21 protein-coding genes and 1 pseudogene are annotated in these 22,172 nt (G+C 60.6%); 10 read left to right on the forward strand and 12 right to left on the reverse strand.

The window, feature by feature from the left end; translation table 11 throughout:
- Positions 1–19: 19 nt before the first annotated feature.
- From putA to spdA, 6 genes and pseudogenes are all read right to left on the reverse strand, one after another.
- Positions 20–3,709: a trifunctional transcriptional regulator/proline dehydrogenase/L-glutamate gamma-semialdehyde dehydrogenase gene (putA, locus tag PY308_RS03475; protein ID WP_275788134.1), complete on the reverse strand. Its 3,690-nt coding sequence runs from the start codon at positions 3,707–3,709 to the stop codon at positions 20–22.
- Between the two features lie 188 nt (positions 3,710–3,897).
- Positions 3,898–4,212, reverse strand: a complete 315-nt coding sequence (locus PY308_RS03480) for a YkgJ family cysteine cluster protein (RefSeq protein WP_275788137.1) — start codon at positions 4,210–4,212, stop codon at positions 3,898–3,900.
- Positions 4,213–4,337: 125 nt separating this feature from the next.
- Complete coding sequence (locus tag PY308_RS03485; protein ID WP_275788140.1) at positions 4,338–5,453, reverse strand: hypothetical protein; 1,116 nt, start codon at positions 5,451–5,453, stop codon at positions 4,338–4,340.
- 15 nt (positions 5,454–5,468) lie between these two features.
- Positions 5,469–5,759, reverse strand: a pseudogene (locus PY308_RS22930) (glycosyltransferase family 2 protein); the annotation flags it as partial.
- Between the two features lie 6 nt (positions 5,760–5,765).
- On the reverse strand, positions 5,766–6,296 hold the full coding sequence (locus PY308_RS03490) for a dTDP-4-dehydrorhamnose 3,5-epimerase family protein (protein WP_275788142.1): 531 nt from the start codon (positions 6,294–6,296) through the stop codon (positions 5,766–5,768).
- Positions 6,297–6,489: 193 nt separating this feature from the next.
- Positions 6,490–7,296 carry a 2', 3'cyclic nucleotide phosphodiesterase SpdA gene (gene spdA, locus PY308_RS03495; RefSeq protein ID WP_275788145.1) on the reverse strand — a complete coding sequence of 269 codons (807 nt, stop codon included), beginning with the start codon at positions 7,294–7,296 and terminating at the stop codon, positions 6,490–6,492.
- 190 nt (positions 7,297–7,486) lie between these two features.
- Between spdA and PY308_RS03500 the strand changes: the two genes are divergently transcribed.
- Positions 7,487–8,521, forward strand: a complete 1,035-nt coding sequence (locus PY308_RS03500; RefSeq protein WP_275788146.1) for a proline racemase family protein — start codon at positions 7,487–7,489, stop codon at positions 8,519–8,521.
- Positions 8,522–8,653: 132 nt separating this feature from the next.
- Here the strand turns inward: PY308_RS03500 and PY308_RS03505 are convergent, their stop codons facing one another.
- A complete protein-coding gene (locus tag PY308_RS03505; protein ID WP_275788150.1) occupies positions 8,654–9,541 on the reverse strand; it encodes a tetratricopeptide repeat protein in 888 nt (295 codons plus the stop codon).
- 190 nt (positions 9,542–9,731) lie between these two features.
- Here PY308_RS03505 and PY308_RS03510 point away from each other — a divergent pair, with 190 nt between their 5' ends.
- Complete coding sequence (locus tag PY308_RS03510; RefSeq protein WP_434064235.1) at positions 9,732–10,352, forward strand: FecR family protein; 621 nt, start codon at positions 9,732–9,734, stop codon at positions 10,350–10,352.
- 29 nt (positions 10,353–10,381) lie between these two features.
- Here PY308_RS03510 and PY308_RS03515 read toward each other — a convergent pair whose 3' ends face one another.
- Together PY308_RS03515 and PY308_RS03520 are read right to left on the reverse strand one after the other, a co-directional pair.
- A complete protein-coding gene (locus tag PY308_RS03515; protein WP_275788155.1) occupies positions 10,382–12,238 on the reverse strand; it encodes a CHASE2 domain-containing protein in 1,857 nt (618 codons plus the stop codon).
- Positions 12,239–12,241: 3 nt separating this feature from the next.
- Positions 12,242–12,946 (reverse strand): Crp/Fnr family transcriptional regulator, encoded by a 705-nt coding sequence (locus PY308_RS03520; RefSeq protein ID WP_275788158.1) that lies wholly within the window; start codon positions 12,944–12,946, stop codon positions 12,242–12,244.
- Between the two features lie 279 nt (positions 12,947–13,225).
- On the opposite strand from PY308_RS03520, the gene PY308_RS03525 reads away from it, so the two are divergent.
- Complete coding sequence (locus tag PY308_RS03525; RefSeq protein WP_275788161.1) at positions 13,226–13,609, forward strand: DoxX family protein; 384 nt, start codon at positions 13,226–13,228, stop codon at positions 13,607–13,609.
- A gap of 77 nt (positions 13,610–13,686) precedes the next feature.
- Here PY308_RS03525 and PY308_RS03530 read toward each other — a convergent pair whose 3' ends face one another.
- Positions 13,687–14,115 (reverse strand): RbsD/FucU family protein, encoded by a 429-nt coding sequence (locus PY308_RS03530; protein WP_275788163.1) that lies wholly within the window; start codon positions 14,113–14,115, stop codon positions 13,687–13,689.
- A complete protein-coding gene (locus PY308_RS03535) occupies positions 14,115–15,347 on the reverse strand; it encodes an ROK family transcriptional regulator (protein WP_275788165.1) in 1,233 nt (410 codons plus the stop codon). The genes PY308_RS03530 and PY308_RS03535 overlap by 1 nt, the downstream gene beginning before the upstream one ends.
- A 265-nt stretch (positions 15,348–15,612) precedes the next feature.
- Here PY308_RS03535 and PY308_RS03540 point away from each other — a divergent pair, with 265 nt between their 5' ends.
- The 7 genes from PY308_RS03540 (at position 15,613) to PY308_RS03570 (ending at position 21,711) form a co-directional block, all read left to right on the forward strand.
- Positions 15,613–16,638: a sugar ABC transporter substrate-binding protein gene (locus PY308_RS03540; protein ID WP_275788167.1), complete on the forward strand. Its 1,026-nt coding sequence runs from the start codon at positions 15,613–15,615 to the stop codon at positions 16,636–16,638.
- Positions 16,639–16,742: 104 nt separating this feature from the next.
- A complete protein-coding gene (locus tag PY308_RS03545) occupies positions 16,743–17,801 on the forward strand; it encodes an ABC transporter permease (RefSeq protein ID WP_275788169.1) in 1,059 nt (352 codons plus the stop codon).
- Positions 17,801–18,589 (forward strand): ATP-binding cassette domain-containing protein, encoded by a 789-nt coding sequence (locus tag PY308_RS03550; protein ID WP_275788171.1) that lies wholly within the window; start codon positions 17,801–17,803, stop codon positions 18,587–18,589. Before PY308_RS03545 ends, PY308_RS03550 begins: the two co-directional genes overlap by 1 nt.
- 2 nt (positions 18,590–18,591) lie before the next feature.
- Positions 18,592–19,221 carry a nucleoside triphosphate hydrolase gene (locus tag PY308_RS03555; protein WP_434064236.1) on the forward strand — a complete coding sequence of 210 codons (630 nt, stop codon included), beginning with the start codon at positions 18,592–18,594 and terminating at the stop codon, positions 19,219–19,221.
- Between the two features lie 209 nt (positions 19,222–19,430).
- Positions 19,431–20,483: a dihydroorotase gene (gene pyrC / locus PY308_RS03560; RefSeq protein WP_275788175.1), complete on the forward strand. Its 1,053-nt coding sequence runs from the start codon at positions 19,431–19,433 to the stop codon at positions 20,481–20,483.
- A gap of 91 nt (positions 20,484–20,574) precedes the next feature.
- Complete coding sequence (locus PY308_RS03565; protein WP_275788177.1) at positions 20,575–20,931, forward strand: DUF805 domain-containing protein; 357 nt, start codon at positions 20,575–20,577, stop codon at positions 20,929–20,931.
- Positions 20,932–21,144: 213 nt separating this feature from the next.
- On the forward strand, positions 21,145–21,711 hold the full coding sequence (locus PY308_RS03570) for a glyoxalase superfamily protein (protein WP_275788179.1): 567 nt from the start codon (positions 21,145–21,147) through the stop codon (positions 21,709–21,711).
- 124 nt (positions 21,712–21,835) lie between these two features.
- Here the strand turns inward: PY308_RS03570 and PY308_RS03575 are convergent, their stop codons facing one another.
- Positions 21,836–21,994 (reverse strand): DUF3096 domain-containing protein, encoded by a 159-nt coding sequence (locus tag PY308_RS03575; RefSeq protein ID WP_275788182.1) that lies wholly within the window; start codon positions 21,992–21,994, stop codon positions 21,836–21,838.
- Positions 21,995–22,172: the final 178 nt, after the last annotated feature.

Raw genomic sequence — 22,172 nt, forward strand, 5'->3', positions numbered from 1 at the left:
ACGTCCCGCGAACAGTGTCTCATCCAATCGACATCAGGCTTGCATTGCCGCCGGCTGCCGCAGTGTTGATGCTGGTGGAGACTTCCTCCAGCAGCCAGTTGAGGCAATAAACGTCGGGATTTCGGGCAAGCTCCCCGGGCGATGCCGCCTGAACGAGAACAAGGGGACCGGGCAGGGCCGAGATCGTTGTATTGACTGCGCGTATCCGCTCGCCATCCCCCTCGATCAGCGCGCCGGCGAAGGGCGCATCCGTCGTCCAGTCGCTGGTGAAGGACAGACGCGCAGCAACCGTCGCCGGCAGCGCCGAAAGGGCGGCACAAAAGCCGGACGCGCCATCGATGACGGCGAAATTGCCGGTGGCAAGCACGGCCGACAGCTGACGGTAGAGGCCCGTTTCGGTCTCAGGCACCAGCAGGATACGGCCGCGCGGATGCAGCGCGTAGAGATTGCGCTCGCCGACCGGACCGGCAAGCTCGGTCATCAGCCCGAGCGCCGATTGCCCGCCGGTCTCACGGGCGGCCTGAGCTTCCGCCTTGAGGCCCTTTTCGTCGAGCCACCGGGCGAAATCGGAGAGTGCCGGATCCGTGTGTACCGAACTATGCTGTGGCGGCACCGGCGGCTTTGCAACAAGGCGGCCAAGATAAAGCGGCCCTCCCGCTTTCGGCCCGGTGCCGGAAAGCCCGCGACCGCCAAAGGGCTGCACGCCGACCACCGCGCCGATGATGTTGCGGTTGACGTAGAGATTGCCAGCTTTCACGCGGCTCGTGACATGGGCAATGGTCTCGTCGAGGCGCGTGTGCAAACCGAAGGTCAGCCCATAGCCCGTCGCGTTGATGTCGTCGATCAGCCGGTCGAGTTCGTCGCGCTCGTAGCGCAGCACATGCAGGACGGGGCCGAAGACTTCCCGTTTCAGATCGGAAAGCCGGCTGAGTTCGATGATGGTCGGCGGCACGAACGTGCCCTCTGCGGTAGCGGGCGAAAGGGCGATCTGCTCGACCTTGGCGCCAATTTCGCGCATCGTTGCGACATGACCTTCGATGATGCCCCTGGCTTCCGCCGTAATCACCGGGCCGACATCGACAGCGAGGCGGTCGGTGCGGCCGATATCGAGTTCATGCAGCGCGCCTTTCAACATGGACAGAACACGGTCGGCCACGTCGTTCTGCAGGCACAGCACGCGCAGCGCCGAGCAGCGCTGTCCGGCACTGTCGAAGGCCGAAGCGATGACATCGGCCACCACCTGTTCGGCAAGAGCCGAGCTGTCGACGATCATGGCGTTCTGGCCGCCGGTTTCGGCAATCAGCGGTATCGGCTTTCCGGACAGCGACAGACGATCCGCCAGCTGGCTCTGGATCAGCCGGGCGACCTCGGTGGAACCCGTGAACATGACACCGGCAATATCCTTGGACCCCACAAGCGCCGCCCCGACGCGCCCATCGCCCGGAAGGATCTGCAGGGCTTCGGCCGGAACGCCGGCTTCATGGAGAATGCGCACACCTTCGGCGGCAATCAGCGGCGTCTCCTCGGCCGGCTTGGCCAGAACCGGATTGCCGGCGACGAGAGCGGCCGCGATCTGGCCGGTGAAGATCGCCAGCGGGAAATTCCAGGGGCTGATGCAGACGATCGGCCCGAGCGCATGGTGAGCAGGGCCGAGCGTACGGCCGGCCTGTTCGGCGTAATAGCGCAGAAAGTCGATTGCCTCGCGCACCTCCGCAATCGCGTTCGGCAGCGACTTGCCGGCTTCGCGCATAATCAGGCCCAGCAGTGCTGGCATCCGCTGCTGCATCAGGTCCGCGGCACGAAGCAGGCATAGCGCCCGCTCCGGGGGAAGAACAGCGCTCCACTGCGCGCCTTCGGCAAGAGCGATCTTCACGGCGCGGCAGGCGTCGTCTTCCGTTGTTTCTATTACGGTGCCGACCCGGTCGCGGTGGTCGCCGGGGTTGAGCACGGCGCGGGCATCCCCGCGGATTGTCTGGTTTCCGAGCTGGGGAGCCGCCTGCCAGTCGTTTTCCGCGCTCGCCTTCAGCGCATCCGACAGCATGGCCAGCGAGGCTTCGTTCGAAAGGTCGATCCCGGCCGAATTGGTGCGGCCGGCATAAAGGTCGGATGGCAGCTTGATCTGTTCGTGCTGCGCACCCATCACGGGCATGGCGCGAACGATATCGACGGGATCGGCGATCAGTTCGTCCACGGAGACTGCCGGATCGGCGATGCGGTTGACGAAGGAGGAATTGGCGCCGTTTTCAAGCAGCCGGCGCACGAGATAGGCCAGCAGCGTTTCATGCGTCCCGACCGGCGCATAGATGCGGCAGGGGCGGTCGAGATTGTCCTTGCCGACGACTTCGTCGTAAAGCGGTTCGCCCATGCCGTGCAGGCACTGGAACTCGTAGTCGCCGACCTTGAAATCGGGACCGGCCATCTCGTAGATCGCCGCCAGTGACTGGGCGTTGTGGGTCGCGAACTGCGGGAAGATCACATCCTTCGCTTCCAGAAGCTTGCGGGCGCAGGCAGCGTAGGAGACGTCGGTGTAGATCTTGCGCGTATAGACCGGAAAGCCATCGAGACCATCGATCTGGGCGCGCTTGATCTCGGCGTCCCAATAGGCGCCTTTGACGAGGCGGACCATCATCCGGTGGTTCGAACGGCGGGCAAGATCGATGATGAAATCGAGCACGAAGGGGCAGCGCTTGCCATAGGCCTGAACAACGAAGCCGACGCCGTTCCAGCCGGACAGGTCCGGATCGACGCGCAGCGCTTCCAGAAGGTCCAGCGACAGCTCCAGCCTGTCGGCCTCCTCGGCGTCGATGTTCAGGCCGATATCGTAGCTCTTGGCGATCAGCGCCAGAGCCTTCACCTTGGGCAGCAGTTCGGTCATGACGCGGGCAGACTGGGCGCGGACATAGCGCGGGTGCAGCGCCGACAGCTTGATCGAAATGCCGGGACCTTCATAGATGCCGCGGCCCGCCGATGCCTTGCCGATGGCATGGATGGCGTTTTCATAATCGGCATAATAGCGCTTCGCGTCAGCCGCCGTTGTCGCTGCTTCCCCCAGCATGTCGTAGGAATAGCGGAAGCCGCGAGCCTCCAGCGATCTCGAGCGCTTCAGCGCCTCGTCGATGGTTTCGCCGGTGACGAACTGCTCGCCCATCATTCGCATGGCCATATCGACGCCGCGGCGTATCACCGGTTCTCCGGCGCGCGCGATCAACCGGGTCAAGGCCGCCGAAAGACCGCGATCGTTGACGGTCGCGGTCAGCTTGCCCGTGACGACGAGGCCCCAGGTGGCCGCATTGACGAAAAGCGAGCGGCCGCCACCCAGATGCGAGCGCCAGTCGCCATCGGCGATCTTGTCGCGGATCAGTGCGTCACGCGTCGCCGTGTCCGGAATGCGCAGCAGCGCCTCGGCCAAGCACATCAGCGCCACGCCCTCCTGGCTCGACAGGGAGTATTCATGCACCAGACCTTCGACCCCGGAGCCCCTGTGCTTGGCGCGCAGCGCGGTGATGAGGGTGCGGGCCGTTGCTTTGGCACGGGCCCGTATCGCGTCGGGCAGGGTGGCGGCTTCGACCAGCGGCGGCAGGCATTCCGTCTCGGGCCGCCGGTAAGCTGCGGTGATGGCGCGGCGAAGCGCCGTCGGCTCGGCAATCGGCGGCGCGAAGCGTTCAAACGGGAGTGGGAGGGTATCGGCGATCTGTTGCGGCTTGCTCATCGAAATCGTCCCTTTTGGAAGCGGTCAGGCACACAGGCGGTGAACCGGAATTCATAAGCGCAAAATAGGATGGAGATGTCCGGATGACTATCCGGTAAAACAGGTGGAAGGCCGTATATTTCGCCAGATAATACAGTTTATGCCGCATACTATGCAGTCTCGTTGAAATATTGCCGGATGATCCGGGATCAGAGTAGGGCCTTCTGCGACAATGCCTGCCGCGCTATGAGGCATTCGTCGTCACCGGGCATGCAGGTGCGGCAGACAAGCGGCCGCACCGCGTAAATTTGGCAGCCGACATGGACGCCGAGCGTACCGGAAAGTGCTGAACAGCGATTATCCTCGCACCGCATGCCTCCAAGGTCCGTGGAGACGTATTGGGCCGGAATGCGATCCAGATCCTCGTCCGTTTCCAGCGAAAACCGCGGCCAGTCCTTAGAGTAGCTGCAGCAGGCGCCGCAGGTCTGGCAGTCAAAATCTTCTGTGGGAACGGCGAGGGTCATGGGGAAATGTAGCATGGAATAGGAGGCAGGCGGAATGGGGCTTTAGTTCGCCTATTCCGCTGGCTTTGCCGGTTGGTCACGTCTCAGCTGGAGCGCGCAGGTCAGTTGTGGAGCTACACGCGGTTTTAGCCGAGTATTCTCTTGACGTAATCGACGATATCGGATTTCGGGGAGAGAGCAAACACCGCCTCTGCCGCCGATTTTGCCGCAGGAAAATCCTTGTTCCTGGCAAGGCAGCGAATGAGGAGAAGATGCGCGGGCAGATAACTTCCATCACCGGAAAGGGCCTTTAGGGCACTGTCTATCGCGTCATTCGTTTGCTTAAGTGCTTCTGCAGCCACGCCATCGGCCGTATAGATTTCCGCTTGGAAATAAACGGGTGCATCGTGCCGGATATCCAAAGACTGCCTCGTCTCGTCGTGCCGGCCGGATTTTCGAAGCAGGGATGATTTCATCAGCTTCTGTAGTTCGTTGTAATAAGGATGAGTTGCGCGCACCGATCCCACGAGGTCCAGAGTTTCCGGCAGCCCGAGGGATTCCACGAGATCAGTTTCAATTTGCGAGATATGTAAGGTCGAGCCCAGAATCGGGTCCAACAGATAGGGAAGCATTTCGATAAGTCGCTCTGATCGAACTGCCTTCTTGTTGTGAAGATCTATCGTGATGGATGCAGCATGACACTGGTCATCCGTGAAATCTATGGCTTGCTCCGGATCGTCCGCATGCGCCGGAATGCCAATTGCAGGCAGGAAGTCGTCAATGCCGGCGAAGCTCCTGTCCCTGAACTTGGTTAGGCATCGCATGACGTACCACTCTACACGGGCTGCCTCAACAAGGCTTTCCGGCGTTGATGATGCCAGGCGGATGGTCCAGTCTTCAAGCTCGGCACGTCGTTGGGCCGGTGTGAAGCGGCGACGCGTTGCTCCATGGATCGAAAGAGCGGTCGGCGTTCCAACCGCATGCCACCGGACGTTTCCAGGCGAGGAAAGCGCTGACATCAGATTGGCGACAACTTTGTCGGTATCGTGCGCCCAGGGATCGCCCACGTCAAAATAGGTTGAGCGACGATGGGCAAGGCTCGTGTCGAATACGAGCCTCAGTTCTCCCCGTGTCAGTCGTTCCCGATTGTCCGGTATCATGTAGTCCACAAATCCGAGATGCACGGTGCCGGAAATTGAGGCGGACAAAGTCGGTGAATAGGCGACCTCACAGTTATCGAGCGCCCGACCCAGTTTTTCCACGTGGTTGGGCAACCAGAGGTCATCGTCGTCGGAATAGAATATTTTTTCCGATTGCGCAGCCCTGACTGCAAGGCCCCGATTTTCGCTTCCACGTCCAGAGGCTTTCGGAAAATCCAGGACCCGGATGCGGCTGTCTTCCGCCGCCGCCTGATAGGCGACTGCTTTGACTGCGTCCGTGGCGCCGTCCATGGCGACGATAACCTCGATGTCCCGGATCGTTTGCCCGCACATGGAGCGCAACGTCACATCGAGTGTGGCGGCACGATCATGGGTAGGAATAATGACTGACGCGTAGGGTTCCGACATGCGCGGTTACATCCGTTGGTTCAGCATTTCCACCAAGGCGGAGTAGGTGCCGGAAGCCGCATCGCGCTCTGACAGGATAGGGTCCTTTATCGGCCAGTCGAAGCCCATTTCAGGGTCGTCCCATCGGCATTCGAATTCCCCTGCGCCATCCCAGACATGCGACAAACCATATCCGAGTTCGCCATCTTCCAGGAAAAGAGCGCCATGCGCGACGCCGGCAGGCACCCGGAAACCGATCATGTCACGGGCGAAACTGGTAAATTCGACTTTTGCGCCAAACGTCGGCGATGTCTTTCTGGCGTCCATGAGAGCAAAATGGATCGTACCTGTCAGCGCGATGTAATATTCATCGTAAAGGGAGTGCGCATGGACGCCACGCAGAACCAACCCTTTTGATCGCACAATGTTAAATTGTGAAATGACATTCGACTCGTCTGCGAAAACGAACGCCGAAAGCGATCCGCGATGATCCGTTTCAACATTCGATCGAAAAATGTGCGCGCCCTCGATCAGGCTCAGCTTTTCTTTTATAGACAATTTTTCACCACGTTGACGACCGGTGACGCCACAACGGTCACTGCCGACTGCGCATCATTTGCAAAATTTAATACCGTAGCGGGCTTTGACTGTCAAAGCACTGTGCGGTGTCGGGATGGAAATGCACGAGTTCTTATTTCAGCGGTTTTCCATGCCTTCCTGACCCTAGCCGTCTGCTTGATCGCCCGGGTCGTCACGCCACCACCGCTTCGCGCACCGCAATCTCATAATCTTCCGTATGCACGAGAATGCCCGTGTCCGTCATGACGGCAATGCCATAGGCTGCGGGTTCATCGACAGACAGGGAGGTGTCCGGCGTATCGAAGGGCATGGGTTGCTGATGGACCGGGCTCTTGAAGACGGAGAAGCCGATGCCGCGGCTGGATCCGGAAATCGTCCGATGCACATGGCCGGCGAAAATATGGAGCACATTGCCCCGGCGTTTGACGACATCGTAGAATTCCACCTCGTTGGTCAGGCGGATCATGTCCATACCGGAAAATCCCGTGGCGTGCGGCGGATGATGCATGAACAGAAGCACCGGCAGATCGCCGGCGGTTTCAAGCTGGCGGTCGAGCCAGGCGAGACGCCGGGCGCAGAGAAAGCCGGCATGACTGCGGGGATAATCGTATGGCGGAGCAAACAGCGTATCGAGCAGGACGACGCGGCAATCGGGAAAGTCGATGACCTGCTGGACGAAACCGTCCTCGTCCGTGACGGCGTTGGAAAAAATCTGAAGGAACGTGTCGCGCCGGTCATGATTGCCGATCGTGATGGCAAGCGGCGGAACAAGCTCGTCCAGCAGGCCTTTCAGCCGCCTGTAGGAAGCGCTGTCCGCCCTGTGCGTGAGATCGCCGGTGACGATGACGCGATCCGCATCGGCATGGTACCGGTTGACATGGGCGATGCCAGCGGAAAGCCGTTGGAAGGGATCGATCCCAATGATCGTCTTGCCTTCCGGCACCATATGCAGGTCTGTGAAAATAACGAGCTTCGTCATGCGAGCGTCTCTGTAAAAGGATTGATCGGCGCGGGCCGCAAGCTGACTTTCGATGCCCCGGACGTCAAGGCACATAATCGACGGTCTCCGCATACGCGTATCTAGGCAGCATGCGTTAGCTGGGATATCAGGCATCGGCCAAGGGATCCAGAAGCACGAAAATCGGCTTGATAAACTTCGGAGTATGCGGATGAGATGGAAGCGCACGATCCAGTTGCTGGATGTTCATTGCGAGGGCGAGATTGGCAAGGTCGCGATCGGCGGCGTGCCGAAGATTCCGGGCAACTCCATCGCCGAGCAGTTGCACCATATTAACACCGTCGATGACAGCCTGCGCCGCTTCCTCTGCCTTGAGCCGCGATCCGGGTCGATAGGCTCGGTCAATCTGCTCTTGCCCGCGAAGCGTCCTGAGGCCGATGCCGGCTTTATCATCCTGCAGGCCGATCAGGCGCACGCAATGTCGGGGTCGAATTCGATCTGCGTCACGACGGCACTTCTGGAATCCGGCATTGTCGAGATGAAGGAGCCGGAAACGGTGGTGATGCTCGATACCGCTGCCGGCCTCGTCAAGGCGACGGCTACCTGCCGCGACGGGCGTTGCGAACGGGTGAAGCTGACCATGGTCCCCTCCTTCGTTCATGAACTGGATGTCGAGGTGGATACGCCGGAATGGGGCCGGATCAAGATGGACCTCTGCTATGGCGGTGTCTTTTACGCGCTGGTCGATGTCGCGCAGATCGGCACCACGATCGACAAGGCCAATGCCCGCAAGATCGTCGAAGCCGGCATGATGCTGAAGGATCTCGTCAACCGCACGATCCCGGTCGTGCATCCGGAAATTCCGGAGATCAAGGGGGTCGCCTATGTCATGTTCCGCGACACCGAGGCCGACGGAACGGTCCGCACCTGCACGACCATGTGGCCCGGTCGCGTTGATCGGTCGCCCTGCGGCACCGGCAGTTCTGCCAATCTCGCAACGCTGCATGCGCGCGGCCTGGCCAAGGTGGGCGATGTCTTCAAATCCCGGTCGATCATCGGGTCAGAGTTCGAGGTCGGGCTGGAGAGCGTCACCGAGGTTGCGGGCCGCCCGGCGATCATTCCCACCATTTCAGGACGCGGCTGGACGTTCGGTCTGCACCAGGTCGCGCTTGACCCTTTCGATCCGCTTGCCGATGGGTTTGCACTGACGGATACATGGGGACCGCAGGCCGGAGAGATCCGCTGACGCACAGGTGTCCGCGGATGGTTACGGTTGCGATGCCTCTGGTACAGTCGGTGGATGGAGGGCGCCGTCCGCCGGAGGCACGCAGCGTGGCCGCATGCAAGGGGCGCGTGCCATTCCTGGGAAAAGGTGTTCTCATTCCATCCTGCCTGACTTGACGACAGTCAGGGATGCCTGTTCGCCTGGTTCGATGTCTGCCGTCGTTGCAATGTCGATCTGCGGCGCAGCCAACTTTGAAAGTGCATACTCGTCGCCTTTTTCGGCAGCCTTGGAAAACAGAGCGCCGGCGGCAGCCGGGTCGGCCTTTACACCTTCGCCCTTTTCCAGCATCAGGCCGAGATTGATCATTGCATCCACATTGCCGCGATCGGCAGCCAGCCGGTAAAACCGGGCCGCCTTTGTATTGTCTTCCGGGATCTGGACGCCTTCGTCCAGCATGACGGCAAGATTGAACGCACCGAGATGATCCTGGGCAGCGGATGCCCGCTCGAACCATTGGGCGGCCAATGCTCCATCCGCCACGGTGCCGACGCCGTCGCGATAGGCAACGCCAAGATTATAGGCGGCCAGAATGTTTCCTGCGGCAGCAGCCTTCTGGTAAAGCTGGAACTCAGCCTCCGGCTCTCCCCGCTCGCCGAGCATCACGGCATAGTTTACCATCGCAGCCGCATGCCCGTCTTCGGACGCTTTTTTGAGCATCGTGAAGGCTTGCGACTGCTGGCCGGCGGCATGGAGCACGCGGGCAAGCTGAAAGGTCTGGCGAGCGCCACTGCCCTGATTGAAGGCTTCGCGACACGCAGACAGGGCGAGCCCGATGCGCAGATCTTCCGTCGCGACAGGACGAAAAGAGAGATTGCGCTGCAGGTCATGCTCGCTGCCGGCCTCCGCATCGCATTGGTCGGCGGGCAGCATGGCCGAGGCGCGGGCCTGGGGAATGGCAATCGCGGCGATCGACAGCAGGCTGACCGCCGCAAGCAGCGCGGCGTTGATCAGCGAAATGCGTCTGTTCATGGCGTTTTTCATGGCGTTCTCCATCGTGTTTGTGCCAACTTACGGGAGGTGCCAGCCGGCAGCTGTTCCGCCGGGTACAGCAGTCGATGCGGCCGAGAGAATAGATAGAGAGACAGTGCCGGGCCTCGCCTGCGGGTCACATGGTGCCTCGGCATCGGACCTCAATAAATGGAGCAAGTGCATGACTGGAAATCTGATGCCTATGCAACGCGCCTTCTTCGGGCGGCGGGCATTCATCGCCGGCGGCGCCCTCGTCTTGAGCGGGTTTACGGCCATACCCTCACGGGCAAGCCCGGTTATCGGAAAAGCGGCTGATATTCGCGGAAAAGCCAATGTCAGGCGGGCGACGAAAGAGCAAGGTCTGGAAAAGGGCGGGCCGATCATGACCGAGGACTATGTCCTGACGGGCGCAGATAGCTTCGCGGACCTTCAGCTTGACGATACCCGACTGTTGCTCGGCAGCAAGACCGAGCTTCTGATCGACAGCTTCATCGCCAGCCAGGGCGGCACCATGGAGTTGGGTACCGGCCAGATGGTTTTCGACAGGCCCGAGGGCTTGCCCAGGATCGATCTCGCACTGCGCACCACCTTCGGTATGATCGGTGTGCGCGGAACAAAGTTCTTCGCCGGGCCAAACCGCGGCGTTTTCGCCGTCTTCGTCGAGCATGGCCAGGTGTCGGTGGAAGGCGGCGGCGTTCAGCGGCTGGTCGGCGCAGGCGAGGGGATCGAAATTGCCAAACCCGGCGATGCCCCGAACGAAACCGTCGTCTGGAAAGAAGCACGTATCGCCGAAGCCTATGCGAGCGTTGGCCTGTCGCGCTGATCTCGCGCTGAAGAATCGCCGTATTGAGGTTATGGTTCGGTGGTGAACAGTTCCATTTCGCCGAAGCCGCGGATTTCGTGCATGCCGAGTGACCGCAGGGGGCGGCCGCTTTGGACAGCGGCTTCGGGGCCGATGCAGATGGCGGTGCCGAGAAATTTGTTGGCCTCCTGAAGCCGCGCGGCAAGATTGATCGCGTCTCCGTGGGCGGTGTAGTCGAGCTTGCCGCCGGCACCGACCTCGCCGAGCACGGCAATGCCGGTTTCGATGCCGATGCGGGTGCGGCCGAACTGGTGCTCGATGAAGCCCGCCCGCCGCCGCATTTCTTCCGTCAGGGCGCGGATTTCCTCGGCACAGCCGATCGCCTTGTTGACATGGTCGTCCAGATCCTCCGGCGCATTAAAGAAGGCATGCACGGCGTCTCCCACCACCTTGTCCACCATGCCCCCATGGGTGGCGACAAGGCCGTTGACCTCGGCATAGTAAGTGTCGAGCAGTGTCACGAGTTCGCGCGGCGTCAGCTTCTGCGAAAGGGTCGAAAAACCCTCGATATCCGTGAACAGCGCCGTCACCGGCCGTTCCTCGCCGGCCACCCGTTCGTCGTCCGGGTTGTCGATATAGCGGGCGACCACAGATTGCGGCAGATATTGCGAGAATTTGCTGCGCGCCGCCGATTCTGCTCGCCGGACCCGGGCGAACTGCAGAACGCTGGTCACGCTCAGCACGAAGACGATGGCAATGCTGATGCTGACCGCATCGAGCAGCAAAGCCGAGGTTGCGTAGATTGCCGCCGCCGCCGCCACTGTCGCGGAAATCGCCAGAAGCCCGAGCAGGGCCGCCGTGACCGGACGCAGACGCGTGGCGATCAACGCCACCAGAAGCCCCCCGAGCAAGGCGAGCGCCGCTTCATAAAGCGGCAATCGCGTATCCCGGTTGGGAATGAAACCGGTCAGGACGGCGTTGGCAATGTCGGCGTGGATCTGCACTGAAGGTTCGAGCGGCATCGAAGCTGTCGAACGCAACCCGCCAAGATTGGGCAGGCTGCTGCCGATCAGCACGGTCTTGTCCCGGAAGCGCTCGGGGAGAACGGTTCCCGACATGACTTCGCCCGCCGTCACCGTACGGGCGGCGATGATGGTGTCCGGGCTTGCGGCAAAACGCATGCTGCCGTCCTCGTCGAGCTCGATCAACTGGTTTTCCAGTCGGAGCCAAGCCGGTTCTCCGCCGAGCACGGGCGTGCGTGCACCCATCGCCATGCGCGCAGCTTCGATGCCGAGCGCTGGATAGGCGTCGTTGCCGATGATCGAAAAAACCTGGACCCGCCGGATTCTGGCGTCTTCGTCACCGACCAGAAAGGCTGCAGCGGCGGATCGCGAGGCCTGCTGCAGGAATGCACAGGAAGCTTCGGCACCGTCTATGAACCATAAGTCAGGGATCGCAACAGGGCGGCGCACGGCGAGAGGTGGCACGGGTGCCGGATGTTCTGCGCCGCCGTCGGCAATCAAAAAGCCGAGCACCGCAGGAACGCCGGAAATCGCTTTCGTCAGCGCGGCATTGCCAGGATCGGAGGCGTCGCAGGCCGTGCTGAAAATGAAGTCCACGGCGACAGCTTTGGCGCCCGCAGTTGCGAGCCGGGTCAGAAGATCGGCCATCGCGGCTCGATCCCAGTTTTTGCCCGCCGTCTGCTGCACGGACGCCCGGTCGACATCGACCACGACGATCTCGGAGGATTGCGGCGCTGCCACCAGTTGTGTCAGCGAATCGAAGAAAAGTTCGCGCTGTGTTTCCAGCGCCCCTCCTGCATAGACAAACAGAAGCAAGGCGCTGAGGACGCTTGCCAATGCCCCGGCAAAGACCGGCCTGATCCGGGACAGGCGAAAGCCCTTCAAAGCCTACTCCTCTTCAGGTTCCGCAATTTTCTGCAGCCGGCCGATATGGCAGGTGATGACGCCGTCGGCGCGCCGGATCGCTCCACATTCGTCAAGAGCCTGGATTGCCCGGTTGACCTTCGGGCGGCTGGCGCCAAGAATGCCGGCAATGTCCGACTGGCTGAGCGTCAGCCGAAGATTGGCGCTGTCGGGCAGTTCGTTACCATGGATCTGCCTGAGCGTCGCCAGAAAGAAGCGTGCGACGCGGGCGTTCAAGTCGTAGAGCGCGATGGTTTCCAACCGGTCGGTCGTGTCGCGCAGTTGCGAGCAGAGATAGCGGATAATCGATTCGGCAGCATTCGGCGTATGGGTTATGAAATCGAGAAAGGCCTTCTTGCCGATGACATAGCCCTCTATCGCGGTAATTGCCGTCGCGTCGGCGGAGCGCGGCTGGTCGTCGAGGATGGCCATTTCACCGAACAGAGCGCCGGCTTCGATATGGCGCAAAAGCAATTCGCGGCCCTGTGGCGTGATCAGCGACAGCTTGATGCGCCCCGACAGCACGGCGATCATATAGTTGCCTTCGTCGCCTCGCTGAAAGATGACCGTGCCGGCCGTCCATTTCCTGTAGGTTGCAAGCCCGGCCACCGCGGCCAGCGTTTCCTTGTCGAAATCTTCGAAAATGGGAAAAGAACGCCAGAAGGCAGGACTTTTGTTGATTTCACCCATACCGCTTCCCCGTCGCAACTCTGCTACCCCACTTAAACTCTTCTCGCAGTCTCCCGGATGTTGCAACTAAAAACGCATGAGGCCAGAACCCCTGCCGCATGCCGATGACGTGCCCGAAGGCTGTGTTTGATTGCCCATTGCCACGTGAAGTGCGCCGTGTTGACGATCTTGCCGCTGCGTCTTTTAAATGTGAACAATCTGTTTCATGCCCATGGGCTGGATGAATCTGTGGGTGCTGTTACACATGCCGCCAACAACGAACCCAACCGGAGCTTTCCCATGCAGCAGAACGCAGTCCTCCTCGTCGCACGTATTCTCCTATCGATCATTTTCATCGTTGCCGGCTACGGCAAGCTCACCGGACTTGGCGGCACCGCCGGTTATTTCGGCAGCATGGGGCTGCCGCTGCCGATGATCACGGCGATCCTCGTCACCGCTGTTGAAGTGCTCGGCGGCATCGCCATCCTGGTCGGTTTTTTTACCCGTCCCGCCGCCTACATTCTGGCGCTGTTCTGCGTCGCCACGGCATTCATCGGGCATGGTGATTTCTCGGTTGCCGGAAACGACATCCATTTCATGAAGAACCTCGCCATGGCGGGCGGCTTCCTCTTCGTCGCCACCTTCGGCGCCGGTGCTCTCTCGGTCGATGCCAAGCGCGCCTGATTTTGCAATTGCCTCATCCAATAAGCCCGCCGGTCAGGAGATCGGCGGGCTTATTTTTTGATGAAACGCGGAAGATGTCAGGGATAGACAACGCCCTTGCGCAGGATGACATTGCCATAGAGCCGCGGTTCGCTTGTCTGGATGACGGTGTGCGCTGCCCGGACCCTTGGATAGAAATCCACGCCGAGAAGCGGCACCACCTGCCGGCCGGGTTCATGCCGGCCGCAGCATTCAATGATCTCCTGATGCACAGGATCAAGGGCGTCCCGGTCCTGCTTGACTGTGGCGCGGAAAATCGCCTCCGGGACGAAGTCGTCAATCGGCATGACGCTCAAGATCGCGTCGAGGACGGGGATCAGATGATGTCCGTCGAGGCGGACCAGCCGGCGACCGTGTTCCAGGCCGGGATAGTTCCCATCGACCAGGGCAATTTCGTCGCCGTGCCCCATGGCGCGCAACGTCGCGAGAAGTTCCGGACCGAGCAGGGGATTGAGACCTTTAAGCATCACGAGGCTTCCTTGAAGAGGACATTGGTGTCGATGAGATAGCGGGAAAAAAGCGGCAGCGAGGCGCCGCCGATAGCGCGGGCCTGTGCCCCGACCGCCCCTTCGATGATCTCCGGCATGACGACGCCTTCGAGATCGAGTTCGCCCGCCGCCTTGCGAATGGCGGCGACGATGCGCGCGCGCACCCAGTTTGGGAAGCCGCCGTCGATAACCGCAGCGCCAAAATCGATGATCGAGGCTGCCGAAACAATCGCCTGGGCAAGGGCTGCTGCCGTCAGCTGTATCCAACTTTCCAGCGGCGCGCCGAAATCGATCCACTCGTCGGCCGAATACCAGAGCGGCTGAGGATCGATGCCCCGTTCTCGCAACAGGTTTTCGAGCACGAAAATCGAGGCGATCTTCAGCAATTGTTGCGGTTTGCCGTTCTTGTCGGAGACCTGCAGCGGTCCGACAGCGCCCGCGGTGCCCGTGCGTCCGGAAAACAGCGTGGAGTTGAGAACGACGCCACCACCGATAAAGGAGCCGATATAGAAATAGACAAAATCGGGATAGGACGCACCGACGCCGAAGATCAGCTCTGCACCGCAGGCGCTGGTGGCATCGTTTCGAAGAAACACCGGATGCTGGGTCCGGGAGGCAACCGCCTCGCGCAGGTCGAAATCCCGCCATGTCTCCATCTCGGCCTTCGGCGCGCCTGTCTCTCCCGCCCAGCTCCAGAGCTGGAACGGGGTCGCAATACCAACGCCAGCAACCCGCTTCTGCTGGTCTTGCGTCAAAAGCGTCTCGATCTGTTCAATGCCTTCGATGATAAACGCCAGGATATCCTGCGGCATCGGATAGGCATGGGTCCGGTGCAGCTGGAGGCGGATCGTACCGACGAAATCCATCAGCACGAGATCGCAGCTGCGTCGGCCGATCTTGACGCCGTAGGAATAGACCGCATCCGGATTGAGACGCATCGGTATCGAGGGCTGACCGACCCTCCCGCGCACCGGCTCCCCCCGGATCAGCAGCTCGTCCTTCTCCAGCGAACGCATGATGACCGAAACAGTCTGGGCTGAAAGTCCCGAGCGTCGCGCGATATCCGCCTTTGAAAGGCTGCCATGCCGTCGAACGAGCGACATGACCAGCCGCTCGTTGTAAGCCCTGACCCGGGGAAGGTTTGCGCCGCCGCCGGGATCGACGATATCCAGGCCGGCCGCGACATTGGCGGTCTCGGCATCTTGTACCATTGGTTCCTCCCACCGACGCCGTCTTCTTTGGATCTGCGTCGGCTCCCGCTTCGCGATAGTGCCTACAGGTGAGGCCTATGCATGTTTTATCATCAGAACATGCCACATATTTTTAATAATTCAATTTGATTTATTTATTGACAGACTGTGCCGATTGATGCTCTTTTAATTTTGGAAGCGCCAGTCGGAACGAGGAGACGTTGCGATGGCGAGGCCTGGCGGGCTGGAGATCCCGGCCCCGGTTGTCAATCCTTGGGAGGATTTCATGAAGAAGACTATTGTTTCCGCCGCTCTCGGCGCGCTGGCGCTTGGCGTCGTATTTTCCACACCTGCTCAGGCCGCCGATATTTCGGCTTGCCTGATCACCAAGACCGATACCAACCCCTTTTTCGTCAAGATGAAGGAAGGCGCTGAAGCCAAGGCAAAGGAACTCGGCATTGAGCTGAAGGCTTATGCCGGCAAGGTCGATGGCGACCATGATAGCCAGGTTGCAGCGGTCGAGTCCTGCATTGCCGATGGTGCCAAGGGTATTCTGATCGCCGCATCCGACACCAAGGCTATCGTTGACCAGGTCAAGAAGGCACAGGATGCCGGTTTGCTGGTCATAGCGCTTGATACCCCGCTCGATCCGCCCGGCTCTGCCGACGCGACGTTTGCAACGGATAATCTTCAGGCCGGCAAGCTGATCGGCGCCTGGGCCGCTGCGACGCTCGGCGACAAGGCCAAGGATGCCAAGATCGGCTTCCTCGATCTCGTGCCTTCGCAGCCGACCGTCGACGTCCTGCGCGATCAGGGCTTCATGATCGGCTTCGGCATCGACCCGAAGGACCCGAACAAGATCGGCGATGAAGACGATCCGCGCATCGTCGGTCACGACGTGACCAACGGCAATGAAGAAGGTGGCCGCACGGCCATGGAGAACCTTCTCCAGAAGGATCCGGATATCAATGTCATTCACACGATCAACGAACCGGCTGCTGTCGGCGCCTATGAAGCGCTGAAGGCTGTCGGCAAGGAAAAAGACGTCCTGATCGTATCGGTTGACGGCGGTTGCCCGGGTGTCAAGTCGGTCGCAGAAGGCGTCATCGGCGCCACGTCACAACAGTATCCCTTGCTGATGGCATCGCTCGGCATCGAAGCGATCGCCCAGTTCGCCAAGGACGGTACAAAGCCGAAGCCGACCGAAGGCAAGGACTTCTTCGATACGGGTGTTGCTCTCATCACCGACAAGCCGGCTGCCGGCGTCGAATCGATCGACGTCAAGACCGGCACGGACAAGTGCTGGGGTTGATACCCTGATCCTTTGGCCACGCTATGAAGCTGAAAGGGCGGTTCTTGAGCCGCCCTTTTCAACAACCGGCACTGGACGCCGGTGCTCTTGGGAGGGGTTTTGCGATGTCAAGCATCCAGGAATTTGAAAAAACGCTGGATCAGAGCGACAAGTCGGTCGCTTCATTCGAGGATCAGTCGCTTCTGCGGCGCATCCAGCATTTTCTGCATTCGACACCGGCCGCCATTCCGGCGATCGTGCTCATAGTTTCCATCATCGTGTTCGGTGTCCTGAAGGGTGAGCGGTTCTTTACTGCGGGAACCCTGACGCTGATCCTGCAGCAGATCGCCGTCGTCGGGATCCTTGGCGCGGCGCAGACACTGGTCATCCTGACCGCGGGCATTGATCTGTCGATCGGTGTCATTATGGTGCTTTCAGCGGTTGTGATGGGCAATTGCGCCGTGACCTACGGCATGCCGGCGCCGATTGCCGTGGCCGCCGGCTTCGTAACCGGAACGCTCTGCGGGTTGCTCAACGGCTTCCTTGTTTCCAGAATGAAATTACCGCCGTTCATCGTGACGCTTGGCACCTGGAACATCGTTATGGCCGTGAATTTCATCTATTCCGCCAATGCGACGATCCGCCGTGCCGATATCGAGACCTCGGCGCCACTGCTCGGCTTGTTCGGAACCAGCCTCAAGCTCGGTTCGGCCGTCATCACACTCGGCGTCATCATGATGGTCATCACGGTGATCGCCCTCTGGTATGCGCTGAACCACACGGCCTGGGGACGCCACGTCTATGCCGTCGGCGACGACCCGGAAGCAGCCGAACTCTCCGGTATCCGGGTGAACAAGGTGCTTCTCGGCGTCTATGGGCTTGCCGGCGCCATCGCAGCGCTCGCGGCCTGGGTCTCGATCGGCCGCAACGGTTCGATCTCGCCCTCCTGGGCGGTGACGGACTACAATCTTCAAGCCATTACGGCTGCAGTCATCGGCGGCATCTCGCTGTTCGGCGGGCGCGGCTCCATCCTCGGCACCCTGTTCGGCGCCCTTATCGTCGGTGTCGTGTCGATGGGACTTAATATGCTCGGGGCCGATCCCCAATGGAAAGTGCTGTTGACCGGTGTCCTCATCATCACGGCCGTCGGTGTCGACCAGTGGATCAGAAAGGTAGCAGGCTGATGGAACCTCTTCTCACCGCACCCCTCTTGACTGCAAGGGGCATCGTCAAGCGCTACGGCCGCGTCACCGCGCTCGACCAGTCCGATTTCGATCTCTATCCAGGCGAGATCCTTGCCGTGATCGGCGATAACGGTGCCGGAAAATCGTCGCTGATCAAGGCCATCTCCGGTGCTATCCATCCGGACGAGGGTGAAATCCGGCTCGAGGGCAAGGTCGTCAGCTTCCGCTCGCCGCTCCAGGCGCGCGAGGCCGGCATCGAGACCGTCTACCAGAATCTCGCACTGTCGCCGGCGCTGTCGATCGCCGACAACATGTTCCTCGGTCGCGAAATCCGAAAACCCGGCCCGATGGGCTCGATCTTCCGGATGCTCGACCGGCCGAAAATGGCCAAGATCGCCCGCGACAAGCTGTCGGAACTCGGGTTGATGACGATCCAGAACATCAACCAGGCGGTCGAAACGCTCTCCGGCGGCCAGCGTCAGGGCGTCGCGGTTGCCCGGGCCGCTGCCTTCGGGTCCAAGGTCATCATCCTCGATGAACCAACCGCAGCACTTGGCGTCAAGGAAAGCCGCAAGGTTCTGGAACTGATCCTCGACGTGCGCAAGCGCGGCCTGCCGATCGTGCTGATCTCGCACAACATGCCGCATGTCTTCGAAGTCGCCGACCGCATTCATATCCATCGGCTTGGGAAACGTCTCTGCGTCATCAACCCGAAGGACTATACGATGTCGGATGCGGTCGCCTTCATGACGGGCGCCAAGGTGCCGCCGGAGGCGGCTGCCGCATGACGATGACGCTTGCCGCCATCGCAGACGGCATTCTGGAGAAGGCGGCGGGTTCCCGCCGCTTCATCACGGCCATCGCCGGTCCTCCCGGGGCCGGCAAGTCCACGCTTGCGGACGCCCTGCACGAAGAATTCGCCCGCCGCGACGAGACCTCGGTGGTCCTGCCCATGGACGGCTTCCACATGGACAACGGCATCCTTGAACAGCGCGGCCTGTTGCAGCGCAAGGGTGCGCCAGAAACCTTCGATGTCCGCGGTTTCCTCGATATCGTCACGGCCGTGCGCCGCGGTGACGAGGAGGTGCTGGTGCCCGTCTTCGACCGCTCCCGCGAAATCGCCATTGCCTCCGCGCGGCCGATCGCGGCGTATACCCGAATTATCCTGGCGGAAGGCAATTACCTGTTGCTTGACGAAGCCCCCTGGTCGCGGCTCAAACCCCTCTTCGACCTGACGATCTTCGTGGGCCCGTCCTATGCGGTGCTGGAGGAGCGTTTGCGCCAGCGCTGGATTCACTACGGCCTCGATGAAGCGGGCATTGAGTGGAAGCTCTATGGCAACGATCTGCCGAACGGAAAACGGATCATCGATGGCTCGCGGCCAGCCGATATCTCGATCGAGATTTTCGATAAGGCGTAAGCTCCGCCAATTCCACATCTGCTTGGGTTTGCTTCCTCTTCCCCCGAGGGGGGAAGGAAGAGATCGTTGCGCGCCCTTGCAATCCGTATCTGATTTCTCGTTGAGCAACCCATCCACCATTGTTTCCGCTGGCCGATTGATGCTATCGGAACCTCCGGTCAGCGCAGGCTTCAACCATGCGCACAACGCTTGCGTCTGGAGATATCAACATGAGCCCACAGCCGGTCACCGAATTGACGATCCGCCGCCCTGATGACTGGCACCTGCATCTGCGCGATGGCGAGATGCTGAAAGGTGTGATCGGCGATACCAGCCGCCATTTCGCCCGCGCCATCATCATGCCCAATCTCGTTCCGCCGGTGGTGACGACAGCCGAAGCGACGGCCTATCGCGAGCGCATCATGGCTGCCCTTCCGGCCGGTGATCGTTTCGAGCCGCTGATGACGCTCTATCTCACCGAGGGCACCAACCCCGACGATGTCGAGCAAGGCCATGCCAGCGGGTTGATCAAGGCCGTCAAGCTCTATCCGGCCGGCGCCACGACCAATTCCCACGGCGGCGTGCGTAATTTCGAAAATGCCATGCCGGTGCTGGAGCGCATGGCGAAGATTGGCCTGCCGCTCTGCGTGCATGGCGAGGTGACGACGCCGGAGGTCGATATTTTCGACCGCGAGGCGGTGTTCATCGAGACCGTTCTTGACCCGCTGCGCAAGCGCCTGCCGGAGCTCAAGGTGACAATGGAGCATGTCACCACTAAGGACGGCATCGACTATATCAAGGCGTCGAAAGCCAATCTCGCCGGGTCGATCACCACCCATCATCTGATCATCAACCGCAACGCAATCCTCGTTGGTGGCATCAAGCCGCATTATTACTGCCTGCCGGTCGCCAAGCGCGAGCTGCACCGTCTTGCACTGCGTGCCGCCGCCACCTCCGGCGACAGCAGGTTCTTCCTCGGCACAGATTCAGCCCCGCATGTCGATCCGCTCAAGGAATGCGCCTGCGGTTGCGCCGGCATCTATACCTCGATCAACACGATGAACTGCCTTGCCCATGTGTTCGAGCAGGAGGCCGCGCTCGACAGGCTCGAAGCCTTCGCATCGCTCAACGGCCCGGCCTGGTACGGCCTGCCGGTCAACGAGGAAACGATCACATTGCGCAAGGCAGCCGAGCCCGTGACCTTCCCCGACAAGATCGAGACCGGCGCCGGTCCCGTCACCGTCTTCGACCCGATGTTCCCGCTGCACTGGGGTGTTTTCTGAGGTTCAAATCCAATCCCCAAAGGTCCATCGCCTTCTCGAAATCTCGGCGCCTAAGGGTGCACTTAGTAATTTCTCCTATTGGAGCGGATGAATGTCATTCACGCAGGCAGTACGTAGCGCCTTTGGCAACTATGCAACTTTTTCCGGTCGCGCTTCCCGTTCCGCCTTCTGGTGGTTCCAGTTGTTCTGCATATTAACAATACCGCTGCCGCTGTTCATCGATTTGACTTGGTTTTCAGGGCTTCCAGTTTTTCAAGCCATATTCGAGTTGCCGCTGGTGGTGCCCGCACTTGCTCTCAGTGTGCGGCGCTTGCATGACATCGATCGCTCTGGCTGGTGGCTGCTATTGGTCTTGATCCCAATTTTGGGCTGGATCCCGTTGTTTTATTTCACTATCCAGCCCAGTCAGGAAAGCAGCAATCGCTTTGGCTCTTCGCCGATCGCGTAATCCAAGGCGTCGATCCGCCGCTTGATCGCCGACGGCATTTCCCTTAATCATGGAACTGGCCGGATGTGGCCAGCCGTCCCGCAGCGCGATAGCGCCCATGGTGAATACATCCTCGACAAACCAGTCTCATCCTTGGCCATTTGGCGGCGGGGACGAACGGGTCAGCAAAGCGGGCACTGATCGTCCTGTTCGTCGCCATCCGGAGGATGAACAATGCGCGATTTTCGCGATGCCAAGCTCATGGCAAAAGTGCTGAAACAGGCCTTTGCCGAGCGCAATACGACAATTTCCCACAGCGAAGCCCTTGAAATCGTTGCCGACCAGTTCGGCTGCGAACAGTGGAATATTCTCTCGGCCCGCATTGATGTGGCTGGGAACCCGACCAAAAAGCCGGATAGCCCGGTCGGCATCCTGCCGCCGATTCCGATCTTCCGCATCTTCGACGTCGACAAGGCGATGGAATTCTATTGCGGCTTTCTCGGCTTCACACTCGACTGGGAACACCGCTTCGGCGATAATTTCCCGCTCTATTGCCAGGTTTCCCGCGAGGGCATGATCCTGCATCTCAGCGAACATGCAGGCGACGCCAGCCCCGGCGCCCGTGTCTTCGTAAGGATTGCCGACGCCATTGGCTTGCAGGCGGAACTGGCTGCCAAGGATTATCGCTACATGAAGCCCGGCGTGAACAAGGCGCCTTGGGGTCTCGAGGTCGCCGTGACCGATCCGTTCAGCAACCGCATCACCTTCTGCCAGCAGCAGGGGGAAAACCAGACGGATTGAAGCCAAGCCCTCTTCTCCCTGCCAGGGAGAAGAGGGTCGAAGGGCAGATGAGGGGGAGGGCGTTCGGCGCGTTCGATGTTCCCGCTATTCTGGCACGTGGTTTTAAGCGCAGACGAACGGCGCTCTAAGGCGTCGCGCCGCTCAGAAGCTGCGGCCAAAGGCCGGTCACGCCGATAAAGATCAGATAGATGGCGATGACGTAATTGAGCAGTCGCGGCATGACCAGGATCAGAATTCCGGCAAGCAGGGCGACCAGCGGCTGTATAGCGAAAAAAGTCGGCATGGATGTCCCTTTTGGGTTTACGCTGCGGTGTCGGTTTCCGTCCTGGCGACAGGGCTCAATGTCGCTCGAGGATGGTCCCCGGTTAAAATTCTGTCCACTTGCGCCATTTCCCGGGCGCCTGAATAATTTGTCGCTGCCGCGCTGGCCAGTCGGCCCCCTTGCTGCTATTGGCGGCTCT

The organism is Pararhizobium gei (assembly GCF_029223885.1).
Classification (GTDB): Bacteria; Pseudomonadota; Alphaproteobacteria; order Rhizobiales; family Rhizobiaceae; genus Pararhizobium; species Pararhizobium gei.